The sequence below is a fragment of the Erythrobacter sp. S227 genome, assembly GCF_057364925.1.
Window position 1 is genome coordinate 3,119,221 of the sequence record NZ_CP200280.1, and the last position, 18,572, is coordinate 3,137,792.

18 protein-coding genes are annotated in these 18,572 nt (G+C 59.0%); 11 read left to right on the plus strand and 7 right to left on the minus strand.

Annotated elements, in window-relative coordinates; genetic code table 11:
- Positions 1-139: 139 nt before the first annotated feature.
- Complete coding sequence (locus AC0V6Q_RS14810; protein ID WP_486169142.1) at positions 140-1,273, minus strand: methyltransferase; 1,134 nt, start codon at positions 1,271-1,273, stop codon at positions 140-142.
- 129 nt (positions 1,274-1,402) lie between these two features.
- On the opposite strand from AC0V6Q_RS14810, the gene crtD reads away from it, so the two are divergent.
- Entirely contained in the window at positions 1,403-2,974 is a 1,572-nt protein-coding gene (gene crtD, locus AC0V6Q_RS14815; RefSeq protein WP_486169143.1) for a 1-hydroxycarotenoid 3,4-desaturase CrtD, read from the plus strand.
- A gap of 8 nt (positions 2,975-2,982) precedes the next feature.
- Complete coding sequence (locus AC0V6Q_RS14820; RefSeq protein WP_486169144.1) at positions 2,983-3,807, plus strand: hydroxyneurosporene dehydrogenase; 825 nt, start codon at positions 2,983-2,985, stop codon at positions 3,805-3,807.
- Here AC0V6Q_RS14820 and AC0V6Q_RS14825 read toward each other — a convergent pair.
- The 5 genes from AC0V6Q_RS14825 to AC0V6Q_RS14845 all read right to left on the minus strand — a co-directional run bounded on the left by AC0V6Q_RS14825 (position 3,804) and on the right by AC0V6Q_RS14845 (position 9,355).
- The gene (locus tag AC0V6Q_RS14825) at positions 3,804-4,019 is read right to left on the minus strand and encodes a hypothetical protein (protein ID WP_486169145.1); all 216 of its coding nucleotides are present in this window, start codon (positions 4,017-4,019) and stop codon (positions 3,804-3,806) included. The genes AC0V6Q_RS14820 and AC0V6Q_RS14825 overlap by 4 nt on opposite strands.
- A gap of 44 nt (positions 4,020-4,063) precedes the next feature.
- Entirely contained in the window at positions 4,064-4,969 is a 906-nt protein-coding gene (gene bchO / locus AC0V6Q_RS14830; protein ID WP_486169146.1) for an alpha/beta fold hydrolase BchO, read from the minus strand.
- Positions 4,966-6,642 (minus strand): magnesium chelatase subunit D, encoded by a 1,677-nt coding sequence (locus tag AC0V6Q_RS14835; protein ID WP_486169147.1) that lies wholly within the window; start codon positions 6,640-6,642, stop codon positions 4,966-4,968. Before AC0V6Q_RS14835 ends, bchO begins: the two co-directional genes overlap by 4 nt.
- Positions 6,639-7,640: a magnesium chelatase ATPase subunit I gene (bchI, locus tag AC0V6Q_RS14840; protein ID WP_486169148.1), complete on the minus strand. Its 1,002-nt coding sequence runs from the start codon at positions 7,638-7,640 to the stop codon at positions 6,639-6,641. The genes AC0V6Q_RS14835 and bchI overlap by 4 nt, the downstream gene beginning before the upstream one ends.
- A gap of 83 nt (positions 7,641-7,723) precedes the next feature.
- A complete protein-coding gene (locus AC0V6Q_RS14845) occupies positions 7,724-9,355 on the minus strand; it encodes an ABC transporter permease (RefSeq protein ID WP_486169149.1) in 1,632 nt (543 codons plus the stop codon).
- 86 nt (positions 9,356-9,441) lie between these two features.
- Here AC0V6Q_RS14845 and AC0V6Q_RS14850 point away from each other — a divergent pair, with 86 nt between their 5' ends.
- From AC0V6Q_RS14850 to AC0V6Q_RS14860, 3 genes are all read left to right on the plus strand, one after another.
- Complete coding sequence (locus AC0V6Q_RS14850) at positions 9,442-10,476, plus strand: ABC transporter ATP-binding protein (RefSeq protein WP_486169150.1); 1,035 nt, start codon at positions 9,442-9,444, stop codon at positions 10,474-10,476.
- 62 nt (positions 10,477-10,538) lie between these two features.
- Positions 10,539-11,579, plus strand: coding sequence for a Fe(3+) ABC transporter substrate-binding protein (locus AC0V6Q_RS14855; RefSeq protein ID WP_486169151.1), 1,041 nt, complete (start codon positions 10,539-10,541; stop codon positions 11,577-11,579).
- A 143-nt stretch (positions 11,580-11,722) separates the two neighbouring features.
- Positions 11,723-12,553, plus strand: a complete 831-nt coding sequence (locus AC0V6Q_RS14860; protein ID WP_486169152.1) for a ferredoxin--NADP reductase — start codon at positions 11,723-11,725, stop codon at positions 12,551-12,553.
- Between the two features lie 12 nt (positions 12,554-12,565).
- Here AC0V6Q_RS14860 and AC0V6Q_RS14865 read toward each other — a convergent pair whose 3' ends face one another.
- A complete protein-coding gene (locus AC0V6Q_RS14865; RefSeq protein WP_486169153.1) occupies positions 12,566-13,465 on the minus strand; it encodes a sterol desaturase family protein in 900 nt (299 codons plus the stop codon).
- Between the two features lie 189 nt (positions 13,466-13,654).
- Between AC0V6Q_RS14865 and AC0V6Q_RS14870 the strand changes: the two genes are divergently transcribed.
- The 6 genes from AC0V6Q_RS14870 to AC0V6Q_RS14895 all read left to right on the plus strand — a co-directional run bounded on the left by AC0V6Q_RS14870 (position 13,655) and on the right by AC0V6Q_RS14895 (position 18,555).
- Positions 13,655-14,797 carry an acyl-CoA dehydrogenase family protein gene (locus AC0V6Q_RS14870; RefSeq protein WP_486169154.1) on the plus strand — a complete coding sequence of 381 codons (1,143 nt, stop codon included), beginning with the start codon at positions 13,655-13,657 and terminating at the stop codon, positions 14,795-14,797.
- A gap of 299 nt (positions 14,798-15,096) precedes the next feature.
- Positions 15,097-15,837: an SDR family NAD(P)-dependent oxidoreductase gene (locus AC0V6Q_RS14875; RefSeq protein WP_486169155.1), complete on the plus strand. Its 741-nt coding sequence runs from the start codon at positions 15,097-15,099 to the stop codon at positions 15,835-15,837.
- Positions 15,838-16,071: 234 nt separating this feature from the next.
- Positions 16,072-17,094 carry an aldo/keto reductase gene (locus tag AC0V6Q_RS14880; protein ID WP_486169156.1) on the plus strand — a complete coding sequence of 341 codons (1,023 nt, stop codon included), beginning with the start codon at positions 16,072-16,074 and terminating at the stop codon, positions 17,092-17,094.
- 99 nt (positions 17,095-17,193) lie between these two features.
- On the plus strand, positions 17,194-17,868 hold the full coding sequence (locus tag AC0V6Q_RS14885; RefSeq protein ID WP_486169157.1) for a lytic transglycosylase domain-containing protein: 675 nt from the start codon (positions 17,194-17,196) through the stop codon (positions 17,866-17,868).
- A 59-nt stretch (positions 17,869-17,927) separates the two neighbouring features.
- On the plus strand, positions 17,928-18,242 hold the full coding sequence (locus AC0V6Q_RS14890; RefSeq protein WP_486169158.1) for a TrbC/VirB2 family type IV secretion system protein: 315 nt from the start codon (positions 17,928-17,930) through the stop codon (positions 18,240-18,242).
- 4 nt (positions 18,243-18,246) lie between these two features.
- Positions 18,247-18,555 (plus strand): VirB3 family type IV secretion system protein, encoded by a 309-nt coding sequence (locus AC0V6Q_RS14895; RefSeq protein WP_486169159.1) that lies wholly within the window; start codon positions 18,247-18,249, stop codon positions 18,553-18,555.
- Positions 18,556-18,572: the final 17 nt, after the last annotated feature.

An 18,572-nucleotide genomic window follows, 5' to 3' on the forward strand; every position in this document is an offset into this window, starting at 1 on the left:
GGTCAGCCTCTCCAAACGCTTTGCCGCATCGAAAATGCGACTCGGCGAGTGTCCCAGGAGGGGCTTCCTCTGATCCTGTGCTACGCCTTACACTATAATGTGTCAACTAAAGCGGACAGTTAATAGTGTAATCCTGAAATTATGCGTAGGCGACGAGGATGCTGGCGTTGATCGGCTGGGCTGTGGAAATGGCTTTTGTGCGGACAAAGCCCGCTTTGCGCGCCATCGCGGCGATCTCATCTGCGCTGCGTGCGCGACCAGAGCCCATGGCCCATAGATACATGCCGAAGAATGCCTCGCCCATGCCCTCTGCGCCCGGTGCGCGCGCCATTGGCTCTGCGATCAGCAATTGTGCTCCCGGTGCAAGGCTGGCGCGGATGTTGGTTAGCAGCTTTAGGGCTGGCTCATCATCGTGATCATGCAGGATGCGAACGAGGGATATAACGTCATATCCTTCGGGAATCGCGTCATTAAAAAAGTTACCCGGGTGGGGTGTGACGCGCGCTTCGCCAAAGCGTTTGGATAGTATCGCTGCGCCCGCCTCAGCCACTTCGGGAAGGTCAAACAGGCCAAGGTGCAGGTCCTCGAAAGCGTCCCCCATATGGGTGAGAAACGCTCCGTGCCCGCCACCAACATCCAAGAGCCGCGCGTCTTTGGGAAAGCGATAGGAGGCAAGCACCTGGTCAGCGACAAAGTGCTGCGATGTAGCCATCAGTTCGGAATATTCGGTGGTCTCGGTGCCGCGTTCGGCTGCGCCATGTAAAGCGCCTGCGTAGGACCAGAAGCGCGAAAGCTCGGTTGGCTCCTTCCGGTCTTTCCGCAGCAATTCCAGCGGGTCAGCAAGGTCGCGGTATAGCAATCTGTGGTGGCGCACCATCGCTTGTGCGCCTTTATCAGCGGCCAGAACCGCGCCCGCCTCGCCCAGCATCCAGCCATCTTCGATCGCCTCTTCAGACAGTCTTAGGGCTCGTCCTGCGCGAAGGAGTGTCAGTGCCGCATCACGGCTGAGGTCCAGCTGGGAGGCGACGTGTTGGTGGCCAATAGGGCCATGAATGAGCAAGTCGAAGAGCCCGGATTCCACATAACTTCTAAGGATTTGGCTGTAGGTGAAGCCTGCAAGGATGTCGAATGCCTCGCCTGCGCGCGTCCTGGCAATGCGGTTCACCAAAGGCAGTTTGGCGCACCAATATTGGAACCGCGGTGATGCGAACACCGCATTGCGGCGTGCAATCCAGCGCACCTTTAGCGGCGCTTTGGGTGATCCCCCGCTCATGCTTCAGATGTGAATCCCATAAAAATGACACTTCATTTGTCCAAAGAAGTGGACACATGCTACAGTCAGGTCAACTATAATGTCACATTGGACCGGCGATAGCTGCCGGCTGGAGGGGTGTTGACGGTCTTGGATAAGGGTATTGTCATCATCGGTGCAGGAATGGGCGGGCTTTCGAGCGCAGCCCGGCTTGCAGCGCGTGGTCACAATGTCACCCTCGTGGAAAAGGCCGATACCGTCGGCGGAAAGGCTCGCCGTGTCGAAGTGGACGGCCAGCCGATTGATGCAGGCCCCACCGTTTTCACAATGCGCGATGTCTTCGATGAAATCTTTGCCGAATGCGGCGCGCGACTCGAAGACTATGTGAACGTCAAAAAGGCCGAAGTGCTCGCCCGTCATGCCTGGGATGCGAATGGAACGCTTGATCTTTTCGCCGATCGCGAGCGGAGCATTGATGCCATCGGGGATTTCGCAGGGGCGGATGCCGCAAAGGAATATGCGCGCTTCACCGATGAAACGCGGCGCATGTACGACATTCTCAATGAACCGATGATGCGCGGGGACAATGTGTCGAGCCCGTTGCCGCTGCTTTGGCGGATTGGTCTCACACGCTTTAGTGATTTTGCCGCGATGCGTCCGCACAAATCAATGTGGAAGGCGCTGGGCGATTTCTTTCAGGACCCGCGTCTTCAGCAGCTGTTTGGCCGTTATTCCACCTATTGCGGATCGTCTCCTTTCGAGGCGCCTGCCACACTAATGCTGATCGCCCATGTCGAGGCAATGGGCGTGTGGCAGATCGATGGCGGTATCCATGCGCTTGCCGCAGGATTGCGAAAGCTCGCCGAGGGGCAGGGCGCTCGCTTCCGGATGGGTGAAAGCGTAGCGGAGATCCTCACCCAAGGTGATAGAGCACGCGGTGTTCGCCTTGCCAATGGCGAAGTGATCGTGGCCGATGCGGTGATATGCAATGCCGATCCCAATGCGATTGCTGTCGGTAAATTCGGCGGACCGGCAACCCGCGCGGTTAAGCCATTGCCACCGTCCAAACGCTCGCTTTCCGCGCTGGTCTGGTACGCCCATGCCGAAACGAGTGGGTTCGATTTGACCCATCACAACGTCTTTTTCTCAGGCGACTACAAACGCGAGTTTGACGAGATCGCCAGCGGTCGTCCCCCAGCTAATCCCACCGCTTACATCTGCGCCATCGACCGCAGTTCGGACGCTGCTGCCAGCGCCGCACCGGCCAAGCGGGAACGCCTGCAAATCATCGTCAATGCGCCTGCCAATGGCGACACCCATTCCTACGATCCCAAGGAGACCGAGCAATGCACGAGCCAGATGAGAGAGACGCTTCTGCGTTGCGGACTGAGGTTAGAGGAGGAGATGCCTCATCAGGTCGCGACGCCGGCCGTTTGGGAGAGCCTGTTTCCGGCAAGCGGGGGAGCTCTATATGGCAGAGCGTCGCACGGCTCGGCGGCCTCTTTCCTGAGGCAGGGGCCTCGCACGCGGATCAAGCATCTTTACTGCGCTGGGGGCGCGACGCATCCTTCAGCGGGCGTCCCGATGGCCGCCTTATCCGGGCTGCTTGCGGCGAAAAAGGTCGAACAGGACCTCGCTTCGACGAAGACGTACCACCCGGCGGATACACCTGGTGGTATATCGACGCGATCAGCGACGACGGAGCCCACGCCCTCACAATAATTGCCTTTATGGGCAGCGTTTTTTCGCCCTATTACAAGGCATCTGGCAGAGGCGCGCCGCTCGACCATTCTTCGATGAATGTCGCGCTTTACGGACCTCAGCACCGCTGGGTCATGCATGAACGGCCCCAAGGCGACGTGAGGCGCGATGCCAGCAATCTGGAAATCGGGCACAGCGCGATGCGATGGAACGGCGATCACCTCGAAATCGACATTGAGGAGCGCGATACGCGCCTGTTCAATCCTATCCACCGCCGTGTCGCGGGCAAGGTGCGCGTGCACCCCGAGGCATTGAATGCGACCAGCTTTGCACTGGACCCTGCAGAAAATCACATCTGGCATTGCATGGCGCCGCGCGCGCGCATCGAGGTGGAGATGGAGGAGCCGGGCCTGTTATGGTCAGGCACCGGATATTTCGACCACAACCGGGGCAGCGAACCGCTCGAGAGCGGGTTCAATATGTGGCACTGGTCGCGCGCGCACCTGAAAGAGGGCGCGGTGGTCTGTTACGAAGGCGAGCGCGGCGATGGCTCGCTTTTCGCAAGCGCGATCCGTTTCGATCGCCACGCAGAGGCCTCGCATGTCGAGCTGCCGCCAATCGCGCGTTTGCCCAAAAGCAAATGGCGGGTGGACCGGCGAACGCGCTCCGAAATTGGCGTCGCTGAGGTGCGAAGGACGTGGGAAGACACGCCCTTTTATGCGCGCTCTGAATTGTCATCGAAACTATTCGGGGAAGAGGTCGAAACGGTTCAGGAAAGCCTCGATATGAGGCGTTTTGCCTCACCGGTCGTACAATTCATGCTGCCCTTCAGGATGCCCAGAAAACCAGCTTAGTCGCTAGACCTTGTGTCCTTTTCAGCTGTCTCCATGGCAGCCTTTTCCTCTGCCTCGCGCGCTTCTCGAGCTTCACGCTCGGCCCGCATCTCGCGCACTTCGCGGCGCATCTTCCACCATTGCCAAAAGCACACGCCAATCGCGATGGAGTAAAAGAAGGCAATTTCCAGCCAGCCGAAATTGTCGGTGATGTTTTTGGAATAGTCTTCCATCACGTGGTTTCCATCAGTTGGCTTCCATAACTGGGCTTCCATTGTCAGGCGGGCGTGCCCAGCGTTTCCTTCGCGAAATCTACGATCCATCTGCTTGCAAGTTCCGGCGCTTCTTCATGCGCGAGGTGACCAAGCCCGCCAAGCACCTCCAACCGCGATGTGGGAAGCCAGCTATGCGCCTCTTTCGCCCAATCAAGCGGGATCGCCGCGTCATTATCGGAATGAACCATCAGGATGGGATTGGAAAGCTCACCCATGCGGGTGCGCAAGGTGGGCAAGTCCCAGTTCGCCATCATCGACAACGCGCCTTTGGTGTGAGCCGCATTCTTGATGAGCGCCGCGTAACAGGCAAGCCCCTCTTTATCGAGACGCGAATGGGTGGAGCGGTAGATGAACCGTTCTGCCTCTCCTCCAAAGCTTGCCACTTTGGAAAAGATGCGCGGCACAAAGGGGTTCACGAATAGAAGCTTGGCGACGGCAGGGAATATCTCTGCGGCCGGACCGGGGAAGGGGCGAAGCGCGGAATTGAGTCCCACGATGGGCCCTTTGAAGCCGTGGTCAAGCGCGCCTTGCAAAGCCAGGGCTGCGCCTGCGGAATGGCCAACGATCATGTCTGGCTCAAACCTGGTGTGAGCCAGCAGATCGCGGATCGCGCGCGCCATGCCGACCAGCGAAGTCTCGCCGGGCGCATGGCCTCTTGTGAAAGCGTGACGTGGCAGATCTGGCGCGAATAGCTCAAAATCCTTGGCCAGAATTGGCGCAAGCCCGCGCCACGAATGGACTGAGCCTCCGGTGCCGTGGAGCAAGAGAATGCGGGGGGCACCTGATTTGCCAAAGCGCTGAATATGCCAGGTCGCATGTCCTTGCTGAACAAACTGGCTGGACCCCCGGTGAGGCCAGATGCGACCCTCGCGTTCCCATTGGAGCGCCCCTGATCTTTGCGCGCTCATGCCGGTTCTGTGGCGGAAATGGCCGCGTGCAAAGTCTTCGCATCGGCGCGGGGCAGGGCGAGGTAGCGCGCATTCATTGCATCGGCCAATTGGCCGCCTTCGCGGCTGGCGCGGGCGGAAATGTCGACCACCAGAGCGTCAATTCCCTCGCGCGCAATGGCTTTCGCAGCGTTTTCGGCGTCCTCGCCTGCCTGCTTGCGGCCCGGTTGCCCCGATACGTCGATATTGGCTCGCCCGTCGGTTAGAACAATCACACTTGGCGTACGCCCTTTTGAGCGCACCGATGCGGCCAATTCGCGCGCGGCGTGAAGACCCATGGCAAGCGGTGTTCCGCCACCGCCGGGAATCTCTGCAAGAGCGCGGCGCGCCCGTGTGAGAGAGCGGGTGGGCGGCAAAAGCGGCTCTGCTGTCTCGCCGCGAAACGCGATAAGCGCGACCTCGCTGCGGGTGACGTAAGCCTGCGCCAGCATCATTTCGACCGCGCCCTTTGCCTCGGCCAATCGCGCGGCGGCGGCAGAACCGGAGGCATCGACGGCAAAGATGGTGACACGTGCGGCTTTTTCTTCAAAGCGACGAACGCGAAGGTCGTCCTTACGCATGATCAGCGGCGCGTCTTGGTCGGCACCCGCCTCGCGTCTGCGCACACCTTGCCAAGGGACCGCTGCCCTAAGCGTGTCGATCATCGCCAGCCTTGCGCCGCCCCTCGGCATTCCGGGACGCGCGCCCAAAGGTTTCCCGCGAAGACCGTTTTTTCGTTTTTGACCGGAACCACTCCCGCCGGCTTGGCGCGGGGCTAGGCCTTTGGCGAGTTGCTCCAAAAGGTCGGCGGGGATCGCAGCGGTGGCGGCCTCGACAACCTTGTCTTCAAGCTTTTGATCGGCGGATTGCTGGTCATTGTCTGGCGGAGTTTCGCCCGGTTCAGGCGGCGGCGCATCGTCTGCCTCGGGTTCCTCTGGCGGTGGAGGAAGCTGCGTTGCGCGAGGGGCCAGCACAAGGCGAGCGGCTGCTTCCAGATCCGCCCGCTCGGGGATGTCCCTGCCACAAAGCGCAGCATGCGCGCGCGCCGCTTCGCTTGTATGGATCAGTGCGCGCACCGAATGCACACCCAGCGCCGCGCCTGTCGAAGCAATCGCGCTGAGCGCGTCATCGTTTAAGGGCTCTGTGTCGTATGCGCGGGCATCGTCAAGCTCAGCGAAACGCGCCCTTGAATGGGTCAGATCGCACTGGAACGCCGCCCGTTCCATCAGAGCAAGGGGTGGACCTTCGTCCACCTCGCGCGCGTCATCGAGCAGGATCAGCGCGACTCGCTTATCATCACGCGCCTGTGCGAGCCGTCCCGCCAAAGCCTCTCCCATGCGTTCAGCCATTGGCACGATCAAAGCACCGCCTCGCGCTTCGGTAAGGAGTCCAGCCGTTTCCACCGGCCTTCCCGCAGCAAGACTTGCCGCTATGTCTATGCCGCCAAGCAGGCGCTCATCATCGACGTGGGTCGGCAGGCGTCTTGTCGGGATGTTCGCGGCAATCGCAGCCACCAGAGCATCGCGGGCAGGGGAACTACCGCGCAGCACCATTCCGCCAAAGCCCAGAGGGTTCTGGATGAACAGTTGTGCGGCGAGAATGGCGTCGTGAAGGGGATCGCTTGAAGGATTTTCAGGGGCGAGCTCTTCGCTCACCCGAACAGCTCCTGCAAAGCGCGGGTGATGCGCACGGTGGAGCCTGTTTCATCCAGAACATCGCGGCGCAGGCGGTGGCGCAATGCAGACGGCGCAACCGCAATCAAATGCTCGCGTTTCACTTTGCGCGCGCCTTCAAGCGCTGCAAAAGCACGCGCTGCGCGCATCAAGGTGAGCTCTCCGCGAAGGCCATCCGCGCCCACCGCCATGCACAAATGGGCGGCGTCGGTGAGGATATCTTCGCCCGCCTCAAGCTTGGCGAGCTTGGTCTTGCCGCGCGCGATCTGTTTGAGGATTTTTTCGTCTTCACCCGCCCATTGCGCGGTAAAGGCGTCCGGGTCGCGTTCATTTGCAGCCACAAGGCGCATGATGGAAACGCGGGTTTCGATATCTTCGGGCGTGCGCACTTCGACCGATAAGCCGAAACGGTCGAGCAATTGCGGGCGCAGTTCGCCTTCTTCCGGATTGCCGCTGCCGATGAGCACGAATTTGGCAGGGTGACGGACCGACAGGCCCTCTCTTTCAACCACATTCTCGCCCGATGCTGCGACATCAAGGAGCAGATCGACGAGGTGGTCTTCGAGGAGGTTTATCTCGTCAATGTAAAGAAAACCTCGGTGAGCTTTGGCAAGGAGGCCGGGTTCAAAACCCTTTTCACCCGATCGAAGAGCCTTTTCCAAGTCGAGTGAGCCGATTACGCGATCTTCTGTCGCGCCAAGGGGCAGGTCGACGAACGGCACGGAGCGCTTTCGCAATGGCCCTCCGCCGCACACATCAGGATATGCGAGCGCGTCTTCTTTCGAGCCGCCATAGGGGCAATTTTCATGCGCGGTAATCGGCGGCAAAAGGCTGGCGAGGGCGCGCGCGGCGGTGCTTTTGCCGGTGCCCCGGTCGCCGAACACCATGACCCCGCCAATGCTTGGATCGACAGCTGCAATCAGCAGCGCCTGCTTCATCTCGTCTTGCCCGACGATTGCGGAGAATGGGAACTTTGCCATGTGAGCGCATTGTGGACGCTTAAGACGCTTTCGACAAGTATGCGTGACACCCAAACTGACAATTTGTCCTTACATGGAGCGGTTTAGCGTCTGTCCCGCCTTTGGCCCGTGCGTGTGAGAAGCAGGACCGGCAACAGCCCAGCGGCCAGCAATATAAGCGCAGGGATCGAGGCTTCGACGAGCCTTTCATCGCTCGCCAAGCGGTAAGTGCGGGTTGCCAATGTCTCAAGATTAAAGGGCCGCAGGATCAGCGTTGCAGGAAGTTCCCGCACCGTGTCGATAAAGACCAGCGCGGCTGCTGCGGCAAGGCTGGGGCTTAAAAGCGGTGCATAGATACGGGTCAAAACCTTCGCAGGGCCAGCGCCCAATGACCGCGCGGCAGCCGCAAGCGAGGGCGGGATCTTGCTCATCCCTCCATCGACGCTGTTATATGCAACGGTCAGAAACCGCACCGAAAGCGCATAGACCAAAACCGCGCCCGTACCCGTCAGGATAAGTCCGCCCGAATAGCCGAACACATCGCGGGCGAAGCGGCTGATCGTCACATCTAAGACCCCTAATGGCGCAAGCAGGCCGACCGCCAAAAGCGCGCCGGGCAGAGCATAGCCAAGGGTCGACACGCGGATGGCTGCTTTTACCAAAGTGCTTTCGGACCTTGCCTTTGCGAAGGCGAGCAAAAGAGCGGCGATCACGCAAACGAACGCTGCGCCAAGGCCAAGCCAGAGACTGCCACGGGCAAAAGACCAGAGGTCTCCCGCTGCATTGATGGCCGCATCGCTCACCGACATGGAGAGGAGGTGCGCGGCTGGAATGACGAAGCCCAAGAGCACCGGTATGGTGCAGGTGATCATCGCGAGCGCTTTGCCAGTGGGCGACAATTGCACAAGCGGTTCACCATCGGCGCGCGCATCTTTGCTCGCCGAACGGCCTCGGCGGGTACGGGCTTCCAAAACGATCAGAGCGATCACGAACAGCAGCATCATAGCCGCAAGTTTTAGCGCCGCCTGCTTGTCTCCCATCGAAAGCCAGCTTCTAAAAATGCCGGTCGAAAATGTGGGGATGGCGAAATATTGCGCGACGCCAAAATCGGCGAGCACTTCCATCAGGACCAGCGCCAAACCGCCTGCGATTGCGGGGCGTGCGGCGGGCAGGGCCACTTGCCAGAACGCGCGCGACGGCCTTGCGCCAAGGCTGCGCGCGGCGCGAAATTGCGAGACGCTTTGTGCAGCGAACGCAGCGCGTGCGAGCAGGTAAACGTAAGGGTAGAGGACAATGCCAAGGACAAAGGCTCCTCCGGGAAGCGAGCGTACTCTGGGGAACCAATATTCGCCCACGCCAAGCCCGGTAACGCCGCGCAATGCGCTTTGCACGGGGCCTGAAAAATCGAGCAAATCTGCATAGAGATAGGCCGCGATATAGGCGGGCACGGCGAGCGGGAGAACGAGCGCCCATGCAAGGATTGAACGTCCCGGAAAGCGAGCAGCGCTGACCAGCCACGCACAGCTTGTGCCCAGCACCAATGCGATACCCCCTGCCATCACCATCAACAAAAGCGTGTTCACGATGTAACTGCCAAGGACAGTGCGGGCGAGGTGGGCGATCGCCTCAAACCCGCCATTTGGGGCAGAGACAAGGATTGCCACAATCGGCAATGCGGCAAAGCCAGCGAGCAGCAAAGCGGCTATGCTCCAGCCGTCAATTCGCGGTGCTTTCATAATCAGCCCACTTGCGGGGCGACCAGCAGATTGCCTAAGGCTCATGCCAACAACTTCCGCAGACTGTTTTTGCATCGGACAATTTTGTGAGCCTTGAATTTCGACATATTGCCCATGCTTACACCGGCAGAACCGGAAGGGTGGAGGCGCTCTCGGACATCGCCTTTACAGCACCGGCTGGAAAAATCACCTGTCTGCTTGGCTCGTCAGGCTCGGGCAAGTCAACCTTGTTGAATTTGGCAGCGGGCCTTCTCCCTGTGCAAGCGGGCAGTATCTTTGTGGGTGAGGACGAGATGGCGGCCCCGGGCGTGAACCCGCCGCCCGAAGCGCGGCCCGTGGGCCTTGTGTTTCAGGACGGCGCGCTCTTCCCGCATATGACCATTGCTAAGAATATAGCTTTTGGACTGCCAGGGGGCGGGAGAGCTGCAGTGATCGAACGATGGCTTGAACGCGTGGGTCTTGCCGGATTGGGCGAGCGCTTTCCCCACGAGCTTTCCGGCGGTCAGCAACAACGCGCCAGCCTTGCCCGCGCCATGGCGCCAGAACCGCAAGTGCTGTTGATGGATGAACCCTTTGCCAGCGTCGATATTGTCCTTCGTCGCCGTCTTCGCCGCGATTGCAGGAGGCTTTTGCGCGAGGCGGGGACCACCACGATTTTGGTGACGCATGATCCGGAAGAAGCACTCGATATTGCAGATCACATCGCGGTAATGGAAGGCGGGCGGATCATTCAGTTCGGCACGCCGGAAGATTTGCATGATCGCCCCGCAAGCGCCTCTGTCGGTGCAATATTCGGCGGGGCTCAGATTGTCTCCGGCACGCGCGAAGGCGATGTTTTGAACACATCAATGGGCGCATGGCCGCTCTCTTGCATCGCAGGCGATCTGCCCGATGGGGGCGAGTTTGACCTGCTTGTCCATGCCGAAACGCTTGGCTGCGAAGCGGATGAGGCGGGGTTGGAAGTGGTCGATGTTCACCCCTTGGGCGTTGCCAGCCGCTTGCTCCTGCAAACGCCGCAAGGTGAAGAGATTACGGTGCAATCAACCGCTGCTGTCGAAGAAGGTGCACGTTACCGTGTGATCCCCAAGAAAGGCAGCGTCAGGGCATTTTTACGCAGATAAAGCTTGCATTGGGAAAGTTACTATTGCAAGTCATTCGCAAATACGATGGAAGGCTATCCAACATGAAAAAAGTGATTCTCGGGCTCGCGGCAACGCTGGCTGTCACCGCCTGTTCTGACAGCGAAGTGGGCGATACGGCTGGTCAGAGCGGCGAGGTGAATATCTATTCCTCGCGCCATTATGACACAGACCTTGCACTTTACGAGGATTTCACCGAGCAAACCGGCATCACTGTCAACCGGATCGAGGCGGACGCGGATGCCCTGATCGAAAGGATCCAGAGCGAGGGCGAGTTTTCACCCGCTGACCTTTTGATCACCGTGGATGCAGGTCGCCTTTGGCGCGCGGAAGAGGCAGGGATATTCTCTCCCGTTCAATCCGATGTTTTGAACGAGCGCCTGCCCGAATACCTGCGCCATCCCGATGGCCTGTGGTTTGGCCTGTCCACCCGTGCGCGCGTAACCATCTACAACAAAGACGCAGGCGTTCCAGAAGGCCTCGACACCTATGCGGACCTCGCTGACCCGCAATGGAAAGGCGACATTTGCATCCGCTCGTCCTCCAATATCTACAACATCTCGCTCCTCTCCAGCATCATCGCCAATGACGGCGCTGAGGCTGCGGAAGCTTGGGCGAAGGGCGTTGTCGCAAACTTCGCGCGCCCGCCAGAGGGCAATGACACAGCGCAGATTGAAAGCGTTGCCGCTGGCGAGTGCCGCATTGGTGTTGTGAACTCATACTACCTTGGCCGGTTTGCAGGCGGCGAAGGCGAAGAGCGGGCGGTATTCGATAAGCTCGGCGTTATTTTCCCCAACCAAGGCGAGGGTGACCGCGGCGCGCACGTCAATGTCAGCGGCGCTGGCGTCACGGTCAACGCACCTAACCGCGAAAACGCGATTGCCTTCCTCGAATACCTTACCAGCGAGAGCGCGCAGCGGTATTTTGCAGACGGCAATAATGAATATCCGGCTGTTACCGGCATGAAGGGCAATTCCGCTTTGGAAGAGATGGGCACTTTCCGCGCTGACACTTTGAATGCGGCCAAAATCGGCTCTGGCCAGACAGAAGCGGTGCAGATTTTTGACCGCGCTGGCTGGAACTAAATGATGTGATTGGGGGGCGAATGGCGAAGTCGCACTTTTGCCCCCAATCGCTAATCTAACTTGAAGCGGGCCCACAAAAAGGCCATTTGCGCTGCGCATAAGGGCGCGACTCTCCCGCGTCAGACCAGATTTCGAGGCCGATTTTGACCGATACAGCAGTCACTTCTCCGATCCCTTCCCGAGACGCTTTTACCGAAAGCGGCGCTGTTTCGGTTGAGACGATCACTCACGTTCATCAGTGGAACGAGGAGCTGTTCACGCTGCGCATGACGCGGCCGGCATCGTTCCGCTTCCGCTCGGGCGAGTTTGTGATGATCGGTCTTCCCAAGGAAGATGGTAAGCCGCTCCTTCGCGCCTATTCGGTTGCCTCGCCATCCTATGATGAAGAATTGGAATTTCTCTCGATCATCGTACAGGACGGCCCGCTCACCTCGCGGCTTCAGCACATCAAGGTCGGCGATCCCGTCTATCTTGGCAAGAAACCGACCGGCACGCTTGTGACTGACGCGCTTTTGCCCGGCAAACGTCTGTTTATGCTCTCAACCGGCACCGGCCTTGCGCCATTTATGAGCCTCGTTCGCGATCCGGACGTCTATGAGATGTACGAGGAAGTCATCGTCGTGCACTCGGTGCGCCGCGTGGTCGATCTTGCCTACCGCGAGCTTCTCGAAAGCAAACTTGAAGGCGATCCGCTGCTCGAAGATGATCAGCGCGAGCGTATGATCTATGTCCCCACCGTAACCCGCGAAGATTTCCGCACACAGGGCCGTATCCAGACATTGATCGAAGATGGTCGCCTGTTTGAGCAAAGCAAAGGCCCGCAACGCTTCGATCCGGAAACCGACCGCGTCATGCTGTGTGGTTCAATGGCGATGATCAAAGATCACGCCGCCGACCTTGAAGAGCGCGGCTTTGAAGAGGGCGCGAACAACAAGCCGGGTTCGTTCGTGATCGAACGTGCGTTCGTAGGCTAAGGCCAGAAGCGCTTAGACGGGCGCGGCGTCTGCATATTTCGGACAGTCCGAGCGGCACACCCCGTCGTGCGACCACTCCGGTGGCCGCCAGAGATAGGCAAGCTTGTCGCGCAATCTGTCCGCTGTATCCATCCGCTCTTTCAGCTGGATAAGACCCACGAACTGCGCGGTGAGCGGGTTGTAGTCATATGTCGGCTTGACCAGACCAGGGTTGGGGTCCTCCTCGACCGCGGCGTAGCTGCCGAACAACCGGTCCCAGATAATCAGAACCTGCGCGTAATTCTTGTCGATATATTGCGGCTGGTTCGCGTGGTGGACCTTGTGGATCATCGGGGTGGCAAACCAGCGATCGAGCCAGCCCAGCCGCCCGACATAGCTTGCGTGGTTCCAGATGCCGAAAGCGTTTTTGACGACGCTCACTGCGATGAAAACAATCGGCGGCACCCCGCAAAGGGCGGCCACACTGTCAAAAACGGGCCTTGGCAGTCCATCGAGGAAAAAGCCCCTCGCCGCAGTTGAGTGATTGAATTCATTGGAGGAATGGTGGATCGCATGAAACGCCCACAAAAGGCCTACGCGGTGCGCAAGCCTGTGCTCCCAATAATATGAAAGATCGTGCACAACGAACGCGATGACGATCGCAAGCACAATCGGCAATCCGTCAAACAGCCGGAAATTTTCATACACCAGAACATAGATCGCAAGCGGGATCAGAAACCCGATGATAAGATTGATCACGCTCGACAAAAGGTTGAGCCCGATCGAACACAGAGCATCTTTGTTGTTGTAGTCCGGATTTCCCCGGATCGCCCAGATACGCTCCGCGATGACGCTGCCGAAATAGACGGCTGCCAAAATGCCAAGGGCCGCTGGACCCCCGATGAACTCGACGACTGCTTTGATGTCTTCCATGATTCCCGAAGCTATCATGCAATCACCTAAAGGCAACGCTTGTCGTCTCGGCGCCTTGATCGCAAAGGATTCAATCGCGCTATCTAGCCCGAATTCTCGCCACCCTGTCAAAATCGCGCTTTACTTGGACGCCTCTCTTGGGTCAGTTGCTCCTCGCAACTTGAAACAAACCGAGAGAGACATAACCCCATGATCGAAACAGCGCACCGCTCCGCCTATAACGACGACCACGAAGCGTTCCGCGACACCGTTCGCAAGGTCTTTGCAGAGCACATGGTTCCCAACCTCGACAAACACGAGGAAGAGGGCATCGTCCCGCGCGAGGCGTGGAAAGCCTTGGGCGAGGCGGGCATGCTGTGCATGACCGTGGCCGAGGAAAACGGCGGACTTGGTCTCGATTTCGGCTTTAACTGCGTGCTTGATGAAGAACTCGCCTACATCGGTTCCTCGGCCGGCTTTACGCTTCAGAACGACATCACCGTCAATTATTTTGAACGGCTGGGAAGCGACGAGCAGAAAGCCAAATATCTGCCCGGCATGATCTCGGGCGATATCATCACTGCGATTGCGATGACCGAGCCGGGCGCAGGCTCCGATCTTCAGGGCATTCGCACCACGGCGGTCGAGGATGGCAATCACCTCGTGATCAATGGCTCCAAAACCTACATCACCAATGGGCAAAACGCTGATGTGATTATTGTTGTGGCCAAAACTGATCCGACAGCGGGCGCGAAAGGCACATCGCTGATCCTCGTCGATGCCGACACTCCAGGCTTTGCGCGCGGGCGCAATCTCGACAAGATCGGACAGCATGCCGCTGACACCTCCGAGCTGTTCTTCGAGGACGTGCGCGTGCCCAAGACCAACATTCTGGGCGGCGAAAACCGGGGCTTCATCCACCTGATGGAAGAGCTCCCGCAAGAGCGTCTCTCCATCGCCGTTTCGGCCATGGGCGGCGCTCAGCGTGCGTTTGACGAAGCGGTGAAGTTTACCAAAGAACGCAAGGCTTTTGGCTCCACCGTCTTCCAATTCCAAAACACTAAATTCACCCTCGCCGATCTCGCCGCCAAGCTGCAAGTGGGCTGGGCACACCTCGACTGGGCGATTGCGCGGCACCTCAAAGGCGAGCTCACCACGGGCGAGGCGTCCGCGGCGAAGCTTTGGCACACTGAAATGCAATGGGAGATGGTCGACGCCTGCCTGCAACTGCACGGCGGTGCTGGCTATATGAACGAATATCCCATCGCCCGCCTGTGGCGCGACGCCCGCGTCCAGCGCATCTATGGCGGCACGAGCGAGATCATGAAAGAAGTGGTCAGCCGCGAGATTTGATCCGTGACTTCGGAGCTCCTCGTTGATGTTTGGCTATACCCAACTAATGAGGGGGGGAAGACGCAGGCTGTGCTTTGCGATTACGGCTGTTCGCTGCTTACATCGACAGACACAAGTATGGGTGGATGGGACGCCCGAATTCGGCTGAGCGGCGCTCCCTTTGAGCCTGGAACCAGGCGAAGGGTAGGCTTCGCATTCCTTTCCAAGCAAGGAGCGGATACCATCAGCGAGGCGGGGAAATTCTATCTCTGGGAGGGCCGGATCGTCGGCGAAGGGACTGTGATTGCGGGAGAGAATACATGACCAATCCATTGGACTTCACCGGAAAGCGCGTCGTCATCATTGGCGGGTCAAGCGGCATCGGTAATGGCATGGCGCATGAGTTCCGCCGCGCCGGAGCCGACGTTCTCGTGACGGGTACTCGGCCAGATAGTGGCGATTATCTGGAGGCTGAAGACAGTGATTTTCGCGGGCTATCCTATGCCCAATTGAACGTTAGTGACCGCGATGCCGTCGGCGCGCTGGTGGAGACGCTCGGCAGGGTGGATGTGCTCATCCAAAGCCAGGGCACGGTGCGTTATTCACGCGGCGAGTTCGAGCGTGAGGGCTGGGACGCGGTGATCGACGTGAACCTCAATTCGGTAATGGATGTGGCGCGCGCTTTTCACGACAAGCTTGCCGAGTTGGGCGGCACGATGACGGTTGTGTCCTCGGTGGCGGGCTTCAAGGCAAATATCGGCAACCCTGCCTATTCCGCTTCCAAAGCGGGCGCGGTGAGCCTTGTGAAGACGCTTGGCGCGGCGTGGGCAAGGGACGGTATCCGCGTGAACGGCATTGCGCCGGGATTGGTGCCGACAAAGATTACAGCGGTCACGACCGAGCATCCCGAACGCCTCGAAGGGGCGCTGCAAAGGATACCGTTGCGAAGGCTGGGCACACCGGAAGATATGGCGGGTGCAGCAATGTTCCTCGCCTCTCCCTTGGCGGCTTATATGACCGGCCAAACGCTCACCGTGGATGGCGGACTGACGCTTCAATAGGTGCGCTGTGGGAGGTGGAAACGCCTGCTTTCCTACATGCGGGGTGAACTGCTAAAAACGTTCCTACATTTTGGACCAAAAACAGAAGGATCGATTTTGCAGAGGCTCTCCAATAAATCGAATGATATCAATTTTTTAAAGTCAAATATGGGGTCGCGAGTTTTTTACCCCTGAACAGTGTGTCAAGTGTGTCAAAATCTGCGCGAATAAACCGCGTTTTGTAGGAGCGATTTGATGAAATTCACCAATCTTGGAAATTCAGGATTGCGCATCTCGCGCCTGTGTTTGGGCTGCATGACCTATGGCGACAAATCGGCCGGATGGCACGGCGATTGGTTGCTCGATGAGGCTGAGAGCCGCCCCTTCTTTCGGCAAGCATTGGAGGCAGGGATCAACTTCTTCGACACCGCCAATGGCTATGCGGGCGGCACTTCGGAAGAGATCACCGGCAAGCTGCTCAAAGAGATGGGAAGCCGCGACGAGATCGTGGTGGCGACCAAAGCCTATATCCCCTGGCGGCGCGCGCCCAATACCGGCCTCCTTTCACGCAAGGCATTGCTTCAGGCGATTGACGACAGCCTGACACGCCTTGGCATGGATTATGTCGATCTGTTCCAGATCCACCGCTGGGATGACACCACTCCGATCGAGGAAACGATGGAGGCGCTGCACGATATCGTGAAGGCGGGCAAGGCGCGCTATATCGGTGCCTCGTCCATGTACGCCTGGCAGTTTGCCAAGGCGCAGGAAACCGCCCGCAGCCATGGTTGGACGCGGTTTATCGCCATGCAGAACCAACTCAATCTCCTCTATCGCGAGGAAGAGCGCGAGATGCTCCCGCTGTGCGCAGATCAGGGCGTCGGTGTCATTCCGTGGAGCCCGCTTGCACGCGGACGCCTCGCTCGCCCGCTTGGTGAAACCACGGTGCGCAGCGAAACCGACGGGGTTGGCAAGGCGCTCTACAGCGAAGACGATGAGGCCGATGCTGCGATCATCAATGCGCTTGCGCAAATGGCTGAGGCAAGGGGCGCAAAGATGGCCAGCCTTGGCCTTGCATGGCACTTCACCAAAGGCGTCGCTGCACCCATCATCGGGGCGAGCAAGCCGCATCACATCGACGATGCCGTCGCGGCCCTCGACATCGAGTTGACCGCGCAAGAGATTGCCAGTCTTGAAAACCCCTATCGTCCCAAATGGCCGACAGGGCTTGCGATGCCCATGGCTCCGATGGATCAGGTGACTGTAAAAGGGGGGTGACCCGCTGCCTTCGGGCAGTGCTGCGATGCCGCGATTAAGCGCAGACTGTCACCTGCTTGTCATTTAAGCTAGACATGGGACAGATCTGGAGGGCTCGTAATGATTCTCGTGGGTGCGAGATTGAATTTGACCGCCATTGGGTTGGCTCTGTTTGCGGGCACTTCGCTTGCAAGCCCGGCTTATGCTGACGTTTTGGAGATCACCCCTGATGGTGCGCGCTGGGTGGCTGGCGGGCCGCCTAAAGTGGCGGTTCGGCCTGACAATTCGGTCGTTCCACAGGAAAGCGGCGTGGTCGTACCGGACCACATCGTTGCCGATACACAGGCGCATGCCGCGGGAATTCCGCCGCAATATGCCGCCAAGATTGCCGAGCTTGCACAGCGTTTTGACTTAAGTCCCGCGCTTCTTGAGGCGGTCGTCTGGCAGGAAAGCCGTTGGCGCGAGGGGGCGGTGTCGCCTGCCGGCGCGCGCGGCCTTGCTCAATTGATGCCAGGGACGGCGCGTTATCTTGGAGTGGATCCCGATGACCCCATGCAAAACCTGGAAGGCGGCGCGCGTTATTTGCGCGAGCAACTGGACCGGTTTGACGGAGATCTGGAGAAGGCACTTGCTGCCTACAACGCCGGTCCGGGCCGGGTAGAGCGTGCGGACGGCATTCCAAACATTCGCGAGACAAAGCAATACGTTGCCGCCATTCTGGGGCGTCTCGCCAATCATTCAAGGGTGCCTGTTCAGGCTGTAGCAGTGCCATTGGCGGCACAATTGCAAAGGTGACAGGCACGGGAAATGACGGTTCGCGCCGTCAATGTGACTAAAGGGATATGAGAAACAGAATGACTTCGCTTTTCCAATTGCCTGTTCGTTTGATGGCTTTTCTGGCGCTCTTCCTGACGCCAAGCGCGGCCTTCGCCCAGCAAGCCACCGGTCAGGGCGGCGATCCCATCACATCGGCGCTTCTCTGGATGCAGAGTATTCTGCTCGGGCCAATCGCAACAGCGGTTGCGGTTATGGCCGTGGCAGGCGTTGGCTTTATGATGCTGACGGGCCGCATGAACTGGCGGTATGGTGCAACTGTAATCATCGGCGTGTTCATCATCTTTGGGGCGCCGCGTTTGGTGGCGACCATCGCTGGCGGTGCGGGGGTCTAGGCTGTTGAGCAATCTCATCCGTCATCCTGTGCACCGCACGCTAACCCGTCCGCAGATGTTTGCCGGCGTGACGATGAATTTCTTCATCATCAATATGATGGTGACGACAATCGCGTTTCTTATTCTGGCCGATTTGATGAGCAGCGTCTGGATGATCCTGCTGTTCTTACTGGTGCCGATTACCATGCATGTGATCGGCTATTTTGCGTCGCTTCGCGAGCCGCGCATTTTCGACCTTTGGATCACCAAAGTATCGAAATGCCCGCGCGTACCCAATTTCCGGCGGTGGAGCTGCAACAGCTACGCGCCTTGAAGAATTGACTGAATTGA